The 15,016-nt window shown below is 34.6% G+C and carries 18 protein-coding genes; 12 read left to right on the top strand and 6 right to left on the bottom strand.

The annotated features are described in order from the left end of the window. Window positions 1-112 precede the first annotated feature (112 nt). A complete protein-coding gene (gdhA, locus tag BLS90_RS00195) occupies window positions 113-1,456 on the bottom strand; it encodes an NADP-specific glutamate dehydrogenase (protein WP_091253544.1) in 1,344 nt (447 codons plus the stop codon). A 276-nt stretch (window positions 1,457-1,732) separates the two neighbouring features. Between gdhA and BLS90_RS00190 the strand changes: the two genes are divergently transcribed. Continuing rightward, window positions 1,733-2,536 (top strand): THC0290_0291 family protein, encoded by an 804-nt coding sequence (locus tag BLS90_RS00190; protein WP_091253542.1) that lies wholly within the window; start codon window positions 1,733-1,735, stop codon window positions 2,534-2,536. 90 nt (window positions 2,537-2,626) lie between these two features. Here BLS90_RS00190 and BLS90_RS00185 read toward each other — a convergent pair whose 3' ends face one another. Further along, window positions 2,627-3,772, bottom strand: coding sequence for a cystathionine gamma-synthase (locus tag BLS90_RS00185; RefSeq protein WP_091253538.1), 1,146 nt, complete (start codon window positions 3,770-3,772; stop codon window positions 2,627-2,629). 192 nt (window positions 3,773-3,964) lie between these two features. Here BLS90_RS00185 and BLS90_RS00180 point away from each other — a divergent pair, with 192 nt between their 5' ends. Continuing rightward, window positions 3,965-4,708 (top strand): DUF3298 and DUF4163 domain-containing protein, encoded by a 744-nt coding sequence (locus tag BLS90_RS00180; protein ID WP_091253535.1) that lies wholly within the window; start codon window positions 3,965-3,967, stop codon window positions 4,706-4,708. 150 nt (window positions 4,709-4,858) lie between these two features. On the opposite strand, the gene BLS90_RS00175 is transcribed toward BLS90_RS00180, so the two are convergent. Both BLS90_RS00175 and BLS90_RS00170 read right to left on the bottom strand, forming a co-directional pair. After that, window positions 4,859-5,491, bottom strand: a complete 633-nt coding sequence (locus BLS90_RS00175) for a hypothetical protein (protein ID WP_139171363.1) — start codon at window positions 5,489-5,491, stop codon at window positions 4,859-4,861. Window positions 5,492-5,632: 141 nt separating this feature from the next. Further along, window positions 5,633-6,091, bottom strand: a complete 459-nt coding sequence (locus tag BLS90_RS00170; RefSeq protein ID WP_091254583.1) for a DinB family protein — start codon at window positions 6,089-6,091, stop codon at window positions 5,633-5,635. 76 nt (window positions 6,092-6,167) lie between these two features. On the opposite strand from BLS90_RS00170, the gene BLS90_RS00165 reads away from it, so the two are divergent. The 5 genes from BLS90_RS00165 (at window position 6,168) to nadD (ending at window position 9,859) form a co-directional block, all read left to right on the top strand. Then, entirely contained in the window at window positions 6,168-6,518 is a 351-nt protein-coding gene (locus BLS90_RS00165; protein ID WP_091253527.1) for an arsenate reductase family protein, read from the top strand. Beyond that, window positions 6,518-7,399, top strand: coding sequence for a DMT family transporter (locus tag BLS90_RS00160; RefSeq protein WP_091253524.1), 882 nt, complete (start codon window positions 6,518-6,520; stop codon window positions 7,397-7,399). The genes BLS90_RS00165 and BLS90_RS00160 overlap by 1 nt, the downstream gene beginning before the upstream one ends. A 203-nt stretch (window positions 7,400-7,602) precedes the next feature. Then, window positions 7,603-8,463 (top strand): YicC/YloC family endoribonuclease, encoded by an 861-nt coding sequence (locus tag BLS90_RS00155; RefSeq protein WP_091253521.1) that lies wholly within the window; start codon window positions 7,603-7,605, stop codon window positions 8,461-8,463. 116 nt (window positions 8,464-8,579) lie between these two features. Next, window positions 8,580-9,155 (top strand): guanylate kinase, encoded by a 576-nt coding sequence (gene gmk / locus BLS90_RS00150; RefSeq protein ID WP_091253518.1) that lies wholly within the window; start codon window positions 8,580-8,582, stop codon window positions 9,153-9,155. A gap of 80 nt (window positions 9,156-9,235) precedes the next feature. Further along, window positions 9,236-9,859: a nicotinate (nicotinamide) nucleotide adenylyltransferase gene (gene nadD, locus BLS90_RS00145; RefSeq protein WP_091253515.1), complete on the top strand. Its 624-nt coding sequence runs from the start codon at window positions 9,236-9,238 to the stop codon at window positions 9,857-9,859. Here the strand turns inward: nadD and BLS90_RS00140 are convergent, their stop codons facing one another. Next, window positions 9,860-10,756, bottom strand: a complete 897-nt coding sequence (locus BLS90_RS00140) for a LysR family transcriptional regulator (RefSeq protein WP_091253511.1) — start codon at window positions 10,754-10,756, stop codon at window positions 9,860-9,862. Between the two features lie 86 nt (window positions 10,757-10,842). Here BLS90_RS00140 and BLS90_RS00135 point away from each other — a divergent pair, with 86 nt between their 5' ends. From BLS90_RS00135 to BLS90_RS00115, 5 genes are all read left to right on the top strand, one after another. Further along, window positions 10,843-11,607, top strand: a complete 765-nt coding sequence (locus BLS90_RS00135) for a type 1 glutamine amidotransferase domain-containing protein (protein ID WP_175455403.1) — start codon at window positions 10,843-10,845, stop codon at window positions 11,605-11,607. 4 nt (window positions 11,608-11,611) lie between these two features. Continuing rightward, window positions 11,612-12,775, top strand: a complete 1,164-nt coding sequence (locus BLS90_RS00130) for an iron-containing alcohol dehydrogenase (RefSeq protein WP_091253508.1) — start codon at window positions 11,612-11,614, stop codon at window positions 12,773-12,775. Window positions 12,776-13,082: 307 nt separating this feature from the next. Next, window positions 13,083-14,078: an NAD(P)H-dependent glycerol-3-phosphate dehydrogenase gene (locus BLS90_RS00125; RefSeq protein ID WP_091253505.1), complete on the top strand. Its 996-nt coding sequence runs from the start codon at window positions 13,083-13,085 to the stop codon at window positions 14,076-14,078. Window positions 14,079-14,120: 42 nt separating this feature from the next. After that, window positions 14,121-14,336, top strand: coding sequence for a hypothetical protein (locus tag BLS90_RS00120; RefSeq protein WP_091253501.1), 216 nt, complete (start codon window positions 14,121-14,123; stop codon window positions 14,334-14,336). A 6-nt stretch (window positions 14,337-14,342) separates the two neighbouring features. Beyond that, entirely contained in the window at window positions 14,343-14,591 is a 249-nt protein-coding gene (locus BLS90_RS00115) for a hypothetical protein (protein ID WP_091253498.1), read from the top strand. On the opposite strand, the gene BLS90_RS00110 is transcribed toward BLS90_RS00115, so the two are convergent. Continuing rightward, on the bottom strand, window positions 14,562-14,969 hold the full coding sequence (locus tag BLS90_RS00110) for a hypothetical protein (RefSeq protein WP_091253496.1): 408 nt from the start codon (window positions 14,967-14,969) through the stop codon (window positions 14,562-14,564). The genes BLS90_RS00115 and BLS90_RS00110 overlap by 30 nt on opposite strands. Window positions 14,970-15,016 lie beyond the last annotated feature (47 nt).

The raw sequence follows: 15,016 nt of genomic DNA, 5'->3' as shown, positions 1-15,016 counted from the left end.
ATTAGTTTACAAATATAGAACAAACGAAAGTCTTAGCATTTTGTTACATAAAAAAAATGCCTTCCACCAATTACATTGGCAGAAGGCATTTAAAATTATAAAAACTGTTGATTTACACCACTCCTTGCGCTAACATAGCGTCAGCCACTTTTACAAATCCTGCAATATTTGCCCCTTTTACATAGTTCACATATCCTTCCTCGTCTGTACCGTATTTCTTACATTGATTGTGGATTCCAACCATGATTTCTTTTAATCTACCATCCACTTCTTCGCTAGTCCAGTTCAAACGAATCGAGTTTTGAGTCATCTCTAATCCTGAAGCTGCTACACCACCGGCATTTGCTGCTTTACCTGGTGCAAAAAGCACTTTAGCATTCAAGAATTGTTTGATAGCTTCTAACGTACAAGGCATATTTGCAGCTTCAGTTACACAAATAACACCGTTTGTAATTAAGTTAATAGCATCTTCTTCATTTAACTCGTTTTGAGTTGCACAAGGAATTGCAATATCTACTTTAACTTCCCAAACGCTTTTCCCTCTGTGAAAAACTGCTTTTGGATATTTTTCTAAATAAGCTTCGGCTCTATTGTCACCTCTGGCTCTCATTTCAAGCATGAAATCAATTTTATCACCAGAAATTCCTTCTTCGTCATAAATATAACCATCAGGCCCTGAAATAGTAACTACTTTTCCTCCAAGATCATTGACTTTCAACGCTACTCCCCAAGCTACATTTCCAAATCCAGAAATAGCAACGGTTTTGCCATTAATACTTTGACCAATAGTTTTTAACATTTGTTCTGCAAAATAAACAACGCCGTATCCTGTAGCTTCCGGTCTAATTAAGGAACCTCCGTATGCCAACCCTTTACCTGTTAAAACTCCAGTAAATTCGTTTTTTATTCTTTTGTATTGACCAAATAAATACCCAATTTCTCTTGCTCCCACTCCGATATCTCCGGCTGGAACGTCTAATTGCGGACCAATATGTCTGCACAATTCTGTCATGAAAGACTGACAGAAACGCATTACTTCCCCATCAGATTTTCCTTGTGGATCAAAATCAGATCCTCCTTTTCCTCCGCCCATTGGCAAAGTGGTCAAACTATTTTTGAATACTTGTTCGAATGCTAAAAATTTAAGTACCGATAAATTAACGGTATGGTGAAAACGAATTCCGCCTTTATAAGGCCCAATTGCAGAGTTCATTTGAATCCTGAAACCTCTATTAACCTGGATTTCGCCCATATCGTCTACCCATGGAACACGAAATATAATTGACCGTTCTGGCTCAGTTATTCTTAGTAGTAAGTTTTTTCCGTCGTATTTTTTTTGCTCTGCAATAAATGGAATTACAGTTTCTGCAAATTCCCTAACAGCTTGAATAAATTCAGGTTCATTTGGATTCTTGGCTTCAACTTGAGCCATAAAATCATTTACTTTTAGTAACATAGATTATAAATTATTAATTAAGAAAACGATTTCGTTATACTGCACAAAGATACATTTTATAAAAATATTCAGCCCCAGTTTTTTTTATTTATCAATAGAATTATCTTTTTATTATCCATTCACAAACAATTCTATTTAAGTTATACCGTTTTAAAGCTCAATACCACCACTTTCGTAAGTAAATACGATTTTGTCTGCTTATTTTTAATTTTTATTTTGGTTAATTAATGGATGAGGTTTTTATATATTTGTCGGGATTTGAAAATTTTATCCCTAATGATCAAACAGATAATACCACTTTTACTAATCTTTATTGGGTTTTCTACTAATTCACATGCTCAATTCGGCGGGTTTTCGCATGAAGTTGGAGTAATTACAGGGCCGGTTGCTTTTCAATCTGATTATGGAGAGCGTTATGACTTGTCAACTAACGCCGGAAATACGGGAATAGGTATTGGACTGATACATTATTTAAACTTTTCCTATAAAGCCGACTGTAATTGCTATACGCCTGAAACCTACTTCAATGACCATTTTAAACTTAGATCGGAGCTATCCTATAATAAAACCGAATTACACCATTTTGGAGAATACGTAGAAGGAAAACCTTCACTCGGAAAAGAGCAATTAAAAGCTATGACCGGAAGCACAGCGGTAACAAATTTAGGAATGCAATTGGAATTTTTCCCATGGAGCATTCGTGATTTCACAGCTAGAACAGGCAGTTTAGGTCCATTTATGAGTCTTGGCGGGCAATTTAGCTATTACAATGCCGAAGCATCCTCCACGCTTGGCCCGTTAGGAACTCCTTTGACAACGTTTCCAAAATATCTAACTCCAACAGACGGTCGTCCCTATGGATTTTCTACGGAGAGCGGTACCGTTTGGTCCGTTGTTTCCAGTGTAGGAACCCGTTATAAATTAGCGCCTTTATCGGATTTAATGGTCGACTTAAGGTTTCAATATTTCTTTTCGAACTGGGTTGACGGTTTAAATCCCAATCCTGAGATTTACAAAGAAAACAAAGCAAATGACTGGTTGGTTTGGTTTAATGTAGGCTATATTTATTACTTGCAATAGTGTTTAATAATCGTTAAAAAAAGAAAAGCTCCAATGCTAATCCCGAAGTGTCAGGATTAGCATTGGAGCTTTTCTTTGAAAGATATTCAGTTACGCTAATGCTTGTTTCAAATCTTCGATTAAATCTTCAGCATCTTCAATACCAACACTTAATCGAACCAAATCATCTGTAATTCCAACTTCCTTACGCTTGTCTTCCGGAATGGAAGCATGTGTCATCAAAGCCGGATGATTTGCTAAAGATTCCACTCCGCCTAAAGATTCAGCCAGTGTGAAAACTTTTAGTTTTTCCAGAAAGTCAATTGCATCTTCTTTTTTGCCCGACACAAAAGTAAATGACACCATTCCTCCAAAACCACTCATTTGCTTTTTAGCAATTTCATGATACGGATGACTCGGTAATCCCGGGTAATACACGGTTTTCACTTTTGGATGATTGTTTAGAAACTCCACCACTTTTCCACCATTTTCACAATGTCTTTGCACTCGTAAATGCAAGGTTTTAATTCCTCTAAGCACTAAAAAACTATCCATTGGTCCTAATGTTGCTCCTGTCGCAAATTGTTGAAAATGCAATTGTTCTCCAAGTGCTTCATCTTTTACAATCAAAGCGCCAGCAATAACATCAGAATGGCCTCCTAAATACTTAGTCGCCGAGTGCATTACAATATCAGCACCTAAATCTAATGGTTTTTGCAAATACGGTGTAGCAAAAGTATTATCAACCGCAAAAAGGATTTTCTTTTCCTTAGTGATTTTTGCGATTTCCTGAATATCAGCTAGTTTCATCAAAGGGTTTGTTGGCGTTTCTACCCAAACCAACTTTGTATTTTCGTTGATTAAAGACTTGAATTTATCCAAATCATTCATGTCTACAAAATGGAATTTTATTCCAGAGTCTTTATAAATACGGGTAAACATTCTGTAGGTTCCACCATATAAATCATCCATAGCAATTATTTCGTCCCCTGCTTTGAAAGAACGCAAAACACAATCTGTGGCTGCTAATCCTGATGAAAAAGCCAATCCTCGAGTTCCGTTTTCAATACTCGCCAGAGCATTTTCAAGGGCACTTCTAGTTGGATTTGCTGCTCTACTGTATTCATAATTGGGATTTATCGGTTGCCCCGGACTAGTTTGAACAAATGTTGATGTTTGATATACAGGAGGCATGACAGCTCCTGTGCTTGGATCATGGTGCTGTCCACCATGAATAACTTTAGTATTGAATTTCATAAAGGTAAAATTTATTTTTAGCGGTGAATTATCGAATTGCCCATTTGTTTAAAGGGGCTCGATTCCGCAAAATTAGTAATGACAATTTCATAGATTGGATTTTCAACTAAAAAATTGTTCTACAAATTTACCCTTTAATTTATTTTAACCAAGCCACAAGTGATACCTTTGTATTTAATTAACAATTTTGAGATGAAACACATCATTATTTACACTTTACTTCTTTTTTCGGTAGCTCAATGTTCTAATGAATTGGTTTTTGAAGAAGAATCTTTTCAAAAAACGACAAGTTTGCCTTGTAAAGAAGATTGCCCCTCAATTAGTGTAAAAATACCTGTTGCAAATGCCGTCCCAATCGTGGCAGACAGCATTAACAAAAAAGTGTTTTCAGTATTAAAAGAGATTATTTATTTTGGTGAAAAACCCTATACCGCCAAGGATTATAATGGGTTATTACATTCATTTATTGGTTCCTACGAAAAACTTCAGAAAGATTTTCCAGAGGACAAATTTGGTTGGGAAGCTGACATTCAAGGGAGCGTAAAATACCAATCCGATGCTGTATTGAATATTGAAATCAAACATTACACCTACACCGGTGGTGCTCATGGATACCAAGGTTTGCGCTCTTTGCTGTTTGATCCAAGTACAGGCAAGTCGATCTCAAATGACGAATTATTCAATGACAAAGCTACTTTCAAGGCTTTCGCCGAAAAAAAATTCAGAGCAAAATATAAAATCCCTGCAAACAAATCAATCAATGCAACCGGATTAATGTTTGAAAAAGAAAAATTCCAATTGCCTCAAAATATTTTTTACACCGATAAAGGATTGCTGCTTTATTACAATTCCTATGAAGCCGCATCGTATGCTGATGGACCAAAAGAATTATTATTGCCGTACACTGAAGTAAATGATTATTTGGCGGTTAAATAATAAATGGTCTTTAAAAAATGAAATGTTTTTTTAAAGACCAAATAGTGTTTTTTAACGTTTTGCTACTTTGAGATAGCTGGAAATTCGTAACCGCTCAATTTTCCGCTTAACGAAAACTTGAAGCGAAACGGCAATTCTACTAAACTCCAACTAGCTCAAAACAGCGGTTAGCGATTTTGCTTTATTTTCAATTTCGAGTTTCAATTCTGCAGTTTCACTTCTGCTTTTTTCTCCAAGTACATTTGCTAGTTCATCAAATTCTATTTTACCATAAATATGATAATTAATTAATTCGTGTCGTACTTTCTGAAAATCATCTGAATGAATTAACTCAAACTGATATTTTCTTGATTGATTAGATTCTAAAAAAAATATTATTGAATTATTAATACCGTTAGAAAGTGCTGGACCTAGATTACCTTTAGTAAAATTAACTAACTTTCCGATGTAATCATCATTCGATATTTTAATATTACGGATGGTTTCTATTTGATAAATTTCTTTGCCAACAGTAATTGATTCTTTTTCAAAAGATATGAATCCTTCAAGTTTACCTCTGAGTGGTTCAATTTTATTTAAGTTGTAGAGCTTTAAAATTAATGCGAAAATAAATCCACAAACTGCAAACCAACCAAATAATTTATCTATATAGTTTTCCTCAATATTTAAAAATTTTTGTTTTACAAGCATAAGTGCACAGCAAAATAAAATAAAAGAATATGTTTTAATTTCAGCAGTCCAATAGAACTTATTAGATTTTATATAAATTGAAAATTTTTGCATATTCTTCTGTGTTTCTGGGAGCATTACCTCTGACGATTCCCTAGCCCCGATAGAAGCGGATATCCTTTTCTTTTTTTCTTTAAAAAGGAAAAGATAGAAGCGAATAGCGGGATTAAGCTCTCAATATTCTTAGAAATAATCCTAAATAAATTTTCGGATATTCATCATAATACCAATGTGAAGCCCTTCATGGAAATTACTGAAAGCCATGGCATCCTCGGCATTTCTTAAAACGTGGTCGCCAGTTGAAGTGGTATATTCCATGTAGGTTTTGAAAATTTGATTGTCATAATCTACTTTCGTTTGTTGTATAGTTTCAAACAACAACGATTTGATTTCGTCTACTTCGGCTTGGGTTACGATGTGTTCCGGCTTGGTTCCCTTTTTGTATTTCTCGACTAATTCATCAGAAACCAACATAGGTAAGCCCGAAAGCTTGTAAACCAATAGTTGTTGCGACACGATTATATGTCCGATGTTCCAAATCAAATTATTGCTGAATCCTTCCGGAATCGTGTTGAGTTGGTCCAGGTTGTATCCCGATAGAAATTTTGAAACCATATTTCTGCTTGTAGTGCTGACGTCGAATAATTGATTCATTTTTTTATTTTTTTGATAAAAATAATCATTTTCCGTGTTAAATGAATTTTCTTTGCACAAAGAAATCGCTATTTACATGGACATAATATACTATCTCGCTTCTTGCGACACCTGCAGAAAAATCATAAAATCATTACCGAAAGATCATGATTTTAAATTTCATGACATCAAACAAGATCCAATTACTGTTGCCGAATTAGAAAAAATGCGGGAACTTTCCGGAAGTTACGAAGCTTTGTTTAGCAAAAAAGCAGTGCTCTATAAATCGATGGATTTAAAAAATAAATCCTTGACTGAAGAGGATTATAAAAAATATATTCTGGAACATTACACGTTTTTGAGCCGTCCCGTCTTTATTATAAAAGACAAAATCTACATTGGCAATACCCAACAAAATATGTTGCAAGTAATGAAAGCGTTGGCATAATGTCCAAAAGAAATCTTGCACTAATTGGCGCCACAATTGTTTCCATAATTTACGGCGTCACGTTTACAATCGCCAAAGATGTCATGCCGTTGTACATTGACGCCTTTGGTTTCATCTTGTTACGCGTAGGCGGTTCAGTGATTTTGTTCTGGCTAGTTTGGCTTTTTATGCCAAAGGAAAAAATTGCACTTAATGATTTCCCCCGAATTGTTACCGCAGCTTTCTTTGGTGTGGCCCTTAATATGCTTACGTTTTTCAAAGGATTAAGCCTTACTTCTCCTATTAGCGCAGCGGTAATCATGGTTTCGACACCAATGATTGTTTTGACGCTTTCGGCCATTATCATGAAGGAACGCATGCAAAAACGAATGGTTTTTGGGATTGTTCTGGGTTTAATAGGAACTGCTTTTCTTATTCTTTACGGAAAATCCATTGGCAGCGCCACAAACGCCGGATTAGGAAATTTTCTGGTTTTGGTAAATGCTATTTCCTATGGATTTTATCTGATTATCGTCAAGAAATTAATGGATAAATACAATGCGTTTACGTTTGTAAAATGGATTTATTTGTTCGGTTTTATCATGGTTTTGCCTTTTGGCTGGAGCCAATTTCAAACTGTGAACTGGGCTTTAGTCCCAATGGATATTTGCTGGAAAATAGGGTTTGTCGTGGTTTTTTCGACTTTCCTGACGTATTTGTTGAATTTGCTTTCGATGAAAGAATTAAAACCAACCACGGTGGCCGTTTTTATTTATTTACAACCTGTATTCGCGACTATTTTCGCAATTGGTTTAGGAAAAGACGAATTGAGTTTGGTGAAAATTGGTTCTGCAGTTTTGATATTTGTGGGTGTCTATTTGGTAACGCAGAAAAAAAATTAGTTTTCAGTCTCAGTTTCTAGTCTCAGTGTTAAACTGAAATCGAGTTCGAAAATATTTTACTACTTTACTATGCTTTTTAACCATATAAGCCATTTAAGAATCATCCTGTGTAAATAAATGTGATTTGAACTATTCCCCAACTTAAAGCTGAGACTGAAAACTGACCACTTTTTTATTATCTTTGACCTTTTTTATACAACTATATGATACAATCAATGACGGGTTTTGGTAAAGCGACTTTGCAATTACCAACCAAAAAAATCACGGTAGAAGTAAAATCTTTAAACAGTAAAGGTTTGGATTTGAATGTGAGAATGCCTTCGCTGTACCGCGAAATGGAATTGGGTTTACGCAACCAAATTGCACTAAAACTGGAAAGAGGAAAAGTAGATTTTTCTATTTTTATCGAAAGTACCGCAGAACAAACTTCTACGAAAGTGAACGTGCCGATTGTAAGAGCCTACATCAATCAATTGAGAGAAGTATATGCTGATGCTGATGAAACCGAGCTCATGAAAATGGCCGTTCGTATGCCAGACACCATGAAAATAGAACGTGACGAAATCGATGAAAACGACTGGGTACAAATCCAAACTGTTATCGAAGAAGCGCTGCAAAACATCCTGAACTTTAGAAGAGATGAAGGAATGTCTCTTGAAAAAGAATTTCAATTGCGAATTGGCAACATTCGTCAATACATGACCGAAGCTTTGGCACTTGATCCAGAACGCGTTCAGGCTATAAAAGACCGTTTGCAAACTGCAATCTCAGAATTGAAAGTGAATGTAGATGAAAATCGTTTCGAGCAGGAATTGATTTATTATTTAGAGAAATTAGACATCACCGAAGAAAAAGTACGTTTAACGAATCATTTGGATTATTTCCTGGAAACCATCAACGGAACGGAAGCCAATGGTAGAAAATTAGGTTTTATTACCCAGGAAATGGGACGTGAAATCAACACTATGGGTTCTAAATCCAATCACGCACAAATGCAAAAATTAGTCGTTCAGATGAAAGACGAATTGGAAAAAATCAAGGAACAAGTATTAAACGTATTGTAATTATCAACCTGCACTGTTTTTAACCTTGCAGGTTTATTAATTTTATAACATACCTACACGGTTTTAGAAACCTTGCAGGAAAAGATAAACAGATACTGAAATAAATTCAGCATAAAATGAGCACAGGAGGAAAATTAATCGTTTTTTCGGCACCATCGGGATCAGGGAAAACTACTATCGTTAGGCATTTATTAAGCAAAGAAGATTTGAATCTTGAATTTTCGATTTCTGCCGCTACGCGTGAAGCTCGTGGCGAAGAAGTAAACGGAAAAGATTATTATTTCATGTCTACGGAAGATTTTAAAAAACACATTAAAGCTGAAGATTTTGTAGAATGGGAAGAAGTGTACCGCGATAATTTCTACGGAACCCTAAAAAGTGAAGTGGAACGCATCTGGGCCAAAGGTAAAAATGTGATTTTTGATATTGATGTATCTGGAGGATTGCGGATCAAGCATAAATTTCCTGAAGAAACTTTAGCCGTTTTCGTGAAACCTCCAAGCGTAGATGAACTGAAAAGACGATTGAAAGAACGTTCCACCGAAAGTGATGACAAAATTAATATGCGTATTGCAAAAGCTTCTGTAGAACTGGCAACAGCACCGCAATTTGATGTGATTATAAAAAACTACGATTTGCCTATTGCTCTTGAAGAAGCGTATCAATTGGTAAAGAATTTTGTTAAGGATTAATAGATTGAAAAATTAAAGAATTGAAAAATTCAAAGTTATTTCTAATCTTTAAATCATTTAATTTTTAAATCTTTAAATTAATGAAAATAGGACTCTATTTCGGAACGTTTAATCCCATTCATGTTGGGCATCTTATTATTGCCAATCACATGGCGGAGCATGCTGATTTAGACCAAATCTGGATGGTGGTTACGCCACACAATCCTTTAAAGAAAAAAAGTACTTTGCTTGATGATTACCATCGGTTGCAAATGGTGCATCTTGCCACCGAAGATTTTCCAAAAATCAAGCCTTCGGATATTGAGTTTAAATTATCGCAACCTAATTACACGGTAAATACTTTGGTTCATTTAGAAGAGAAATATCCAAAATATGAGTTCTCTTTAATTATGGGAGAAGACAATTTAAAATCGTTGCACAAATGGAAAAACTACGAAGTGATCCTAGAAAATCATGATGTTTTCGTTTATCCAAGGCTCGAAACCAAAGGTTCTGCTGAAGAAAAAATTTCAACCAATACGGACAATTTGGATTTAAAAATTTTACAAAAATTCGGTCCAAAAATCCACATGATTGACGCTCCGGTTGTTGAAATATCATCAACATTTATTAGAGATAACATTAAAAAGGGGAAAAACGTACAGCCTTTATTGCCTGCAAAAGTTTGGAAATATATTGACCATAATAACTTTTATAAAAAATAATTATCTCAAAACCCTTTTCAATTCCTGTTGAATATTTTCGAAAATCATACTCAAATTATCGTTTTTACCGGATAATACAAATACTTCCGTAGTTGGCATTTGCTTGCTGCTCCACAACAATTGAATTTTATTTTCTTTGATTAAATTTTTAGCATTTATGTCCCAAACTACTCCTATTCCTGTATTTATCGAAATGATTTCGAGCATTTCATATTCGGATGGAATAATATAATTGGGAACCATCGACGGTCTTTTTTTATTAAAAACATGCAACCAGAATAATTTGATATGTGGAATTTGCGCATTGTGACTGAACCATTTTTGGTCGTTCAACCATTGTTCCGTTGCAGAGAAATCCTTTATTTTAATACTAGACTTTAACTCGGAAGCATCAATAGTGTTAGAACCTACAATCACTTGTTTAATTTCGCCAACCTTTTTCTGAATGGTGTCAAACGTGTCATATTGTTTGGTAACAACGGCAAAATCAAGTTTTTTAGAATCAACCAATTCAAAAAGCGCATCGTTTTCATGAAAGCTAAAATCGATAAAATCAAATTTAGAAATTAAAGCACTTCCTAAACTGCTCATCAAATGTTTCGAGATTCCAATAGAAATTAATCGATTGGCATTGAACGCTTTGGCACGAAAACCATTTTCCACATTTTCTAGTCGGTCTAGTGCTTCTATAATTAAATTATTGAGTAACTTAGCGTATTCCGTTGGTTCGACGCCTTTAGACTTTCGATTGAAAAGTTTATATCCTACATGGGCTTCCAACATTGATATTTGCTGACTAACAGCAGGTTGACTGATAAATAATTCTTTGGCAGCCAAAGAAAAATTACCGTTTTTATAAACTGATTTAAACGTTCTGTACCATTCCAGATTAACCATGATATAAATATATTTATCACAAACATAATTTAAATTATTTTTACTAATAACATATTCGCCTTAAATTTGTACAAATAAAATTAAAGATGAAAAAAATCGCATTATTTGCCATTATAGCATTAACCGCAAGTTGTATTACAGCAACTGCACAAAATAAAAAAGGTATGAAAAAAGTATTATTCGTTCTAACTAGTCATAGTGAATTAGGGAACACAGGAGAAAAAACAGGATTTTGGATTGAAGAATTTGCTGCTCCTTACTATGAGTTAGCTGATAAAGGAGTGATCATTGATATTGCATCACCCTTAGGAGGACAGCCACCGATTGATCCAAAAAGTTCAGATCCCTCTTCGGCTACTGAAGACACTAAAAGATTTGACAAAGACACAGAATTACAAGCTAAACTTAGTAAAACTCACAAACTATCTGATGTAAAACAAGCGGATTATGATGCTGTTTTTTATCCTGGAGGTCATGGCCCATTATGGGATTTAGCAACGGATGCAAATTCAAGCGCTTTAATTGAAGCTTTTTATACCAATAATAAACCGGTCGCTTTTGTATGTCATTCACCAGCAGTGTTGAAAAACGTAAAAGTAAATGGAGAATTTTTAGTAAAAGGTAAAAAAGTAACTGGATTTTCAAATACAGAAGAAGAAGCGGTGCAATTAACGAATGTAGTTCCATTTTTATTAGAAGATGCTTTACAGGCTAATGGCGCAATCTATTCTAAAACTGGGGATTGGCAGCCGTATGCTGTAGAAGATGGTTTATTAATAACAGGTCAAAATCCAGCTTCGTCTAAACTAGTTGCGGAAAAATTATTGAACCAATTGAATTCAAAAAAATAAAAAGATGTTAAATTTCGAATTATACAATCCTACCAATTTAATTTTTGGAAAAGGACAAATAGAAAAATTATCAACGTTAGTGCCAACAGGAGCAAAAATTCTTTTAGCCTACGGCGGAGGAAGTATTTTCAAAAATGGAATTCATGAGCAAGTAATCAACAATCTAAAAGGTTTTGAAATTGTAGAATTTGGAGGAATTGAACCAAATCCGCATTTTGAAACATTGATGAAAGCAGTTGCGATTATCAAAGAGCAAAAAGTAGATTTTATCCTTGCCGTTGGAGGAGGTTCTGTAATTGACGGGGTAAAATTCATTTCGGCAGCGGTACATTTTGACGGAAACCCTATTGATATTCTTCAAAAACGAGTATTAACTAAAGATGTATCTAAAATTATTCCTTTTGGAACCGTTTTAACTTTACCAGCAACTGGTAGTGAAATGAATTCTGGCGGAGTTGTCACTATTGAATCTACGCAGGAAAAATTATCCTTTGGTGGTAGCGCATTGTTCCCCAAATTTTCTATCTGCGATCCAACAGTAATTGAATCTTTACCAAAAAGACAATTACAAAACGGAGTTGTAGACGCCTACACTCATGTTTTGGAACAATATTTAACGTATCCGCACGAAGGATATCTTCAAGATAGAATTGCCGAAAGCATTCTTCAAACTTTAATCCAAGTGGGTCCAGAAGTAGTTGAGAATCCTAAAGATTATGCTCTAGCATCTAACTTTATGTGGAGTTGTACGATGGCCTTGAATGGATTAATCCAAAAAGGAGTTCCTTCGGATTGGGCAACGCACATGATTGGGCATGAATTAACGGCTTTGTACGGAATCGATCACGCCAGAACATTGGCAGTTGTGGGTCCAAATTTATACCGGGTAATGTTTGAAACCAAGAAAGGAAAATTGGCACAATACGGAAAACGTATTTTCAATTTAACTGGAACAGATGATGAAATAGCAAACGAAGCCATCAACAAAACCGTTGAATTTTTCCATACAATGGGAATGGACACTAAATTATCTGATTACACCAAAGACTTTGATAAAACAGCAGATTTTATTGTTGATCGTTTTAAAGAAAGAGGTTGGTTAGGTTTAGGCGAAAAACAAAATATTACTTTAGAAAAGGTAAAATCAATTGTGGAAATGAGTTACTAACTTTAGCACAAAAATCACTTACTAAGCATCAAATAAAAAGGCGTCTTCATCTATGGAGACGCCTTTTAAAATTCTAAAATATAACTAACTAAATCAATTCTCGAAGTTTTGTTAAAAAAATAAATTATTTATAGACAAAACGAAATACTCCTCCTTATATTGCACCTAAAATCAAAAATAATTCTTTTAACTTCAAAATAGTTTTATAATTATATTTCAAAACCTAGCAAACACTGGGTTTCACGTTTTAATTTAATTTGTTCGATTAATAGTTTTTTAAGTACTTTTGATTAAATTCAATAAAAAAATGGCCGAAAATATAAAATTTGCAGTAATTGGTGGTGGAAGTTGGGCGACAGCTATAGCAAAAATGTTATGTGTAAACCTTACCGAAATTTCATGGTATATGCGCAACGATGCTGCAATAGAGCACATTAAAAATTTTAAACACAATCCAAATTATTTAAGTTCAGTTGAATTTGATACCACAAAACTAAAACTGACTAACGATATCAATGAAGCTGTAACATATGCTGATTATATAATATTTGCTATTCCATCAGCTTTTTTAGATGCCGAACTAGAAAAACTAACTGTTTCGCTACAAGATAAAATTATTTTTTCAGCAATAAAAGGTATCGTTCCTGAAACAAGTTTGATTGTGGGCGAGCATTTTCATGTAAAGTATGACATTCCTTACTATAACATTGGTGTAATTACTGGTCCTTGTCACGCTGAGGAAGTAGCGATGGAGCGTCTTTCCTACCTTACGATTGCTTGTGGTGATCCGGATAAAGCTAAGGTTGTTGCTAAAAATTTATCTGGGAATTATATTAAGACCAAAATTACAGATGACATTATAGGAACGGAATATGCCGCAATGTTAAAAAACATTTACGCTATTGCCGCAGGTATGGCACATGGATTAGGCTACGGGGATAACTTCCAGTCGGTTTTGATGAGTAATGGGATTCGTGAGATGAAAAAATTCATCAAGAAAGTGCATAAAATGAAACGCAACATTAATGACTCAGCCTACTTAGGCGATTTATTGGTTACCGGTTATTCTATATTCTCCAGAAACAGAATGTTCGGAAATATGATTGGTAAAGGCTATACTGTAAAATCAGCAATGATGGAAATGAGCATGGTTGCCGAAGGATACTACGCAGTGAAAAGCGCTTATAAACTAAATCAGGCGTATGGTGCCAAAACTCCTATTATTGATGCTGTTTATACAATTCTATATGAAGGAAAAGATGCTAAAACTGTTTTTAAGAAACTAACGGATCAGCTAGATTAAATTAAGGAAAAAAGCTAATTTTAATCCCATATCAATACTATTATGAGCGAAAGATGGAAATATCAGATTAAAACAGGTTTGCCATGGGGTGTTTTTATGACTGTTTTTATGATTTTATTTGAAATTAAAGAGGTCTCTTTTATTGATCAAGTCAGTAAACCTTTTTTTTATTTTAAAGCAGTTGCTTATATTCTATTAGGAATATTTGTTTTGGGATACTCCTCTTGGAAGTCCAAAATTAAAAGACAAACTAAATAAATTATTATGAGGGAAAGATGGCAATTTCAGATTAAGAATGGTGGAGTTTGGGGATTAATCGTTTCCTGCTCCATTGCCATTATTGATTTATTCGAAATGTCTTTTGAAGATGCTTTTTTATCCCAAGAAAAGCTACTCCGAACGCTTTATTTTGTTTTGGCAGGAATATTTATTGTAGGATATTCAAATTGGAAGAAAAAAAATAAACTAGAACGTGGTGCAGAACTACCTCACAATAACCCCATCAACGAATAAAATTGGCACCTCTTCGACGTTAGTTTCATTGATTGAATTTGCTTTAAAAGTAAACTTTTTATCGTAAAGCTTTCCATCCATGAAAAAGGTAAGCATGAACTCATTGTTGAGTGCCAAAACACTTTTTTCAATCATTTCGATTTTCACGAGCGATACGGGTGGTAATTCTACAAAAGCATGGCGCAACAGCGATGTTTTTTTCATTTCACCCTCAATTGTTCCAAAAGCTTTGGAAACCACCATTACACTTTCAATTAGAAAATCACTGTCATTTATCAAATATGCGTACCATACTTTCTCCATAAAATCGTCGCTCCATTCTTGAACTGCAGCTAGGAACACGTTTTCTACTTCGGGGATGATGATGTCTTTTTTCATATCGTTTTGTAGAATGAAGCAAACTCTTCACTCATTAATTACTATTT

The sequence above is a fragment of the Flavobacterium omnivorum genome, assembly GCF_900099915.1.
GTDB classification, from domain to species: Bacteria; Bacteroidota; Bacteroidia; order Flavobacteriales; family Flavobacteriaceae; genus Flavobacterium; species Flavobacterium omnivorum.
This window is presented reverse-complemented; position numbering and strand designations above follow the sequence as displayed.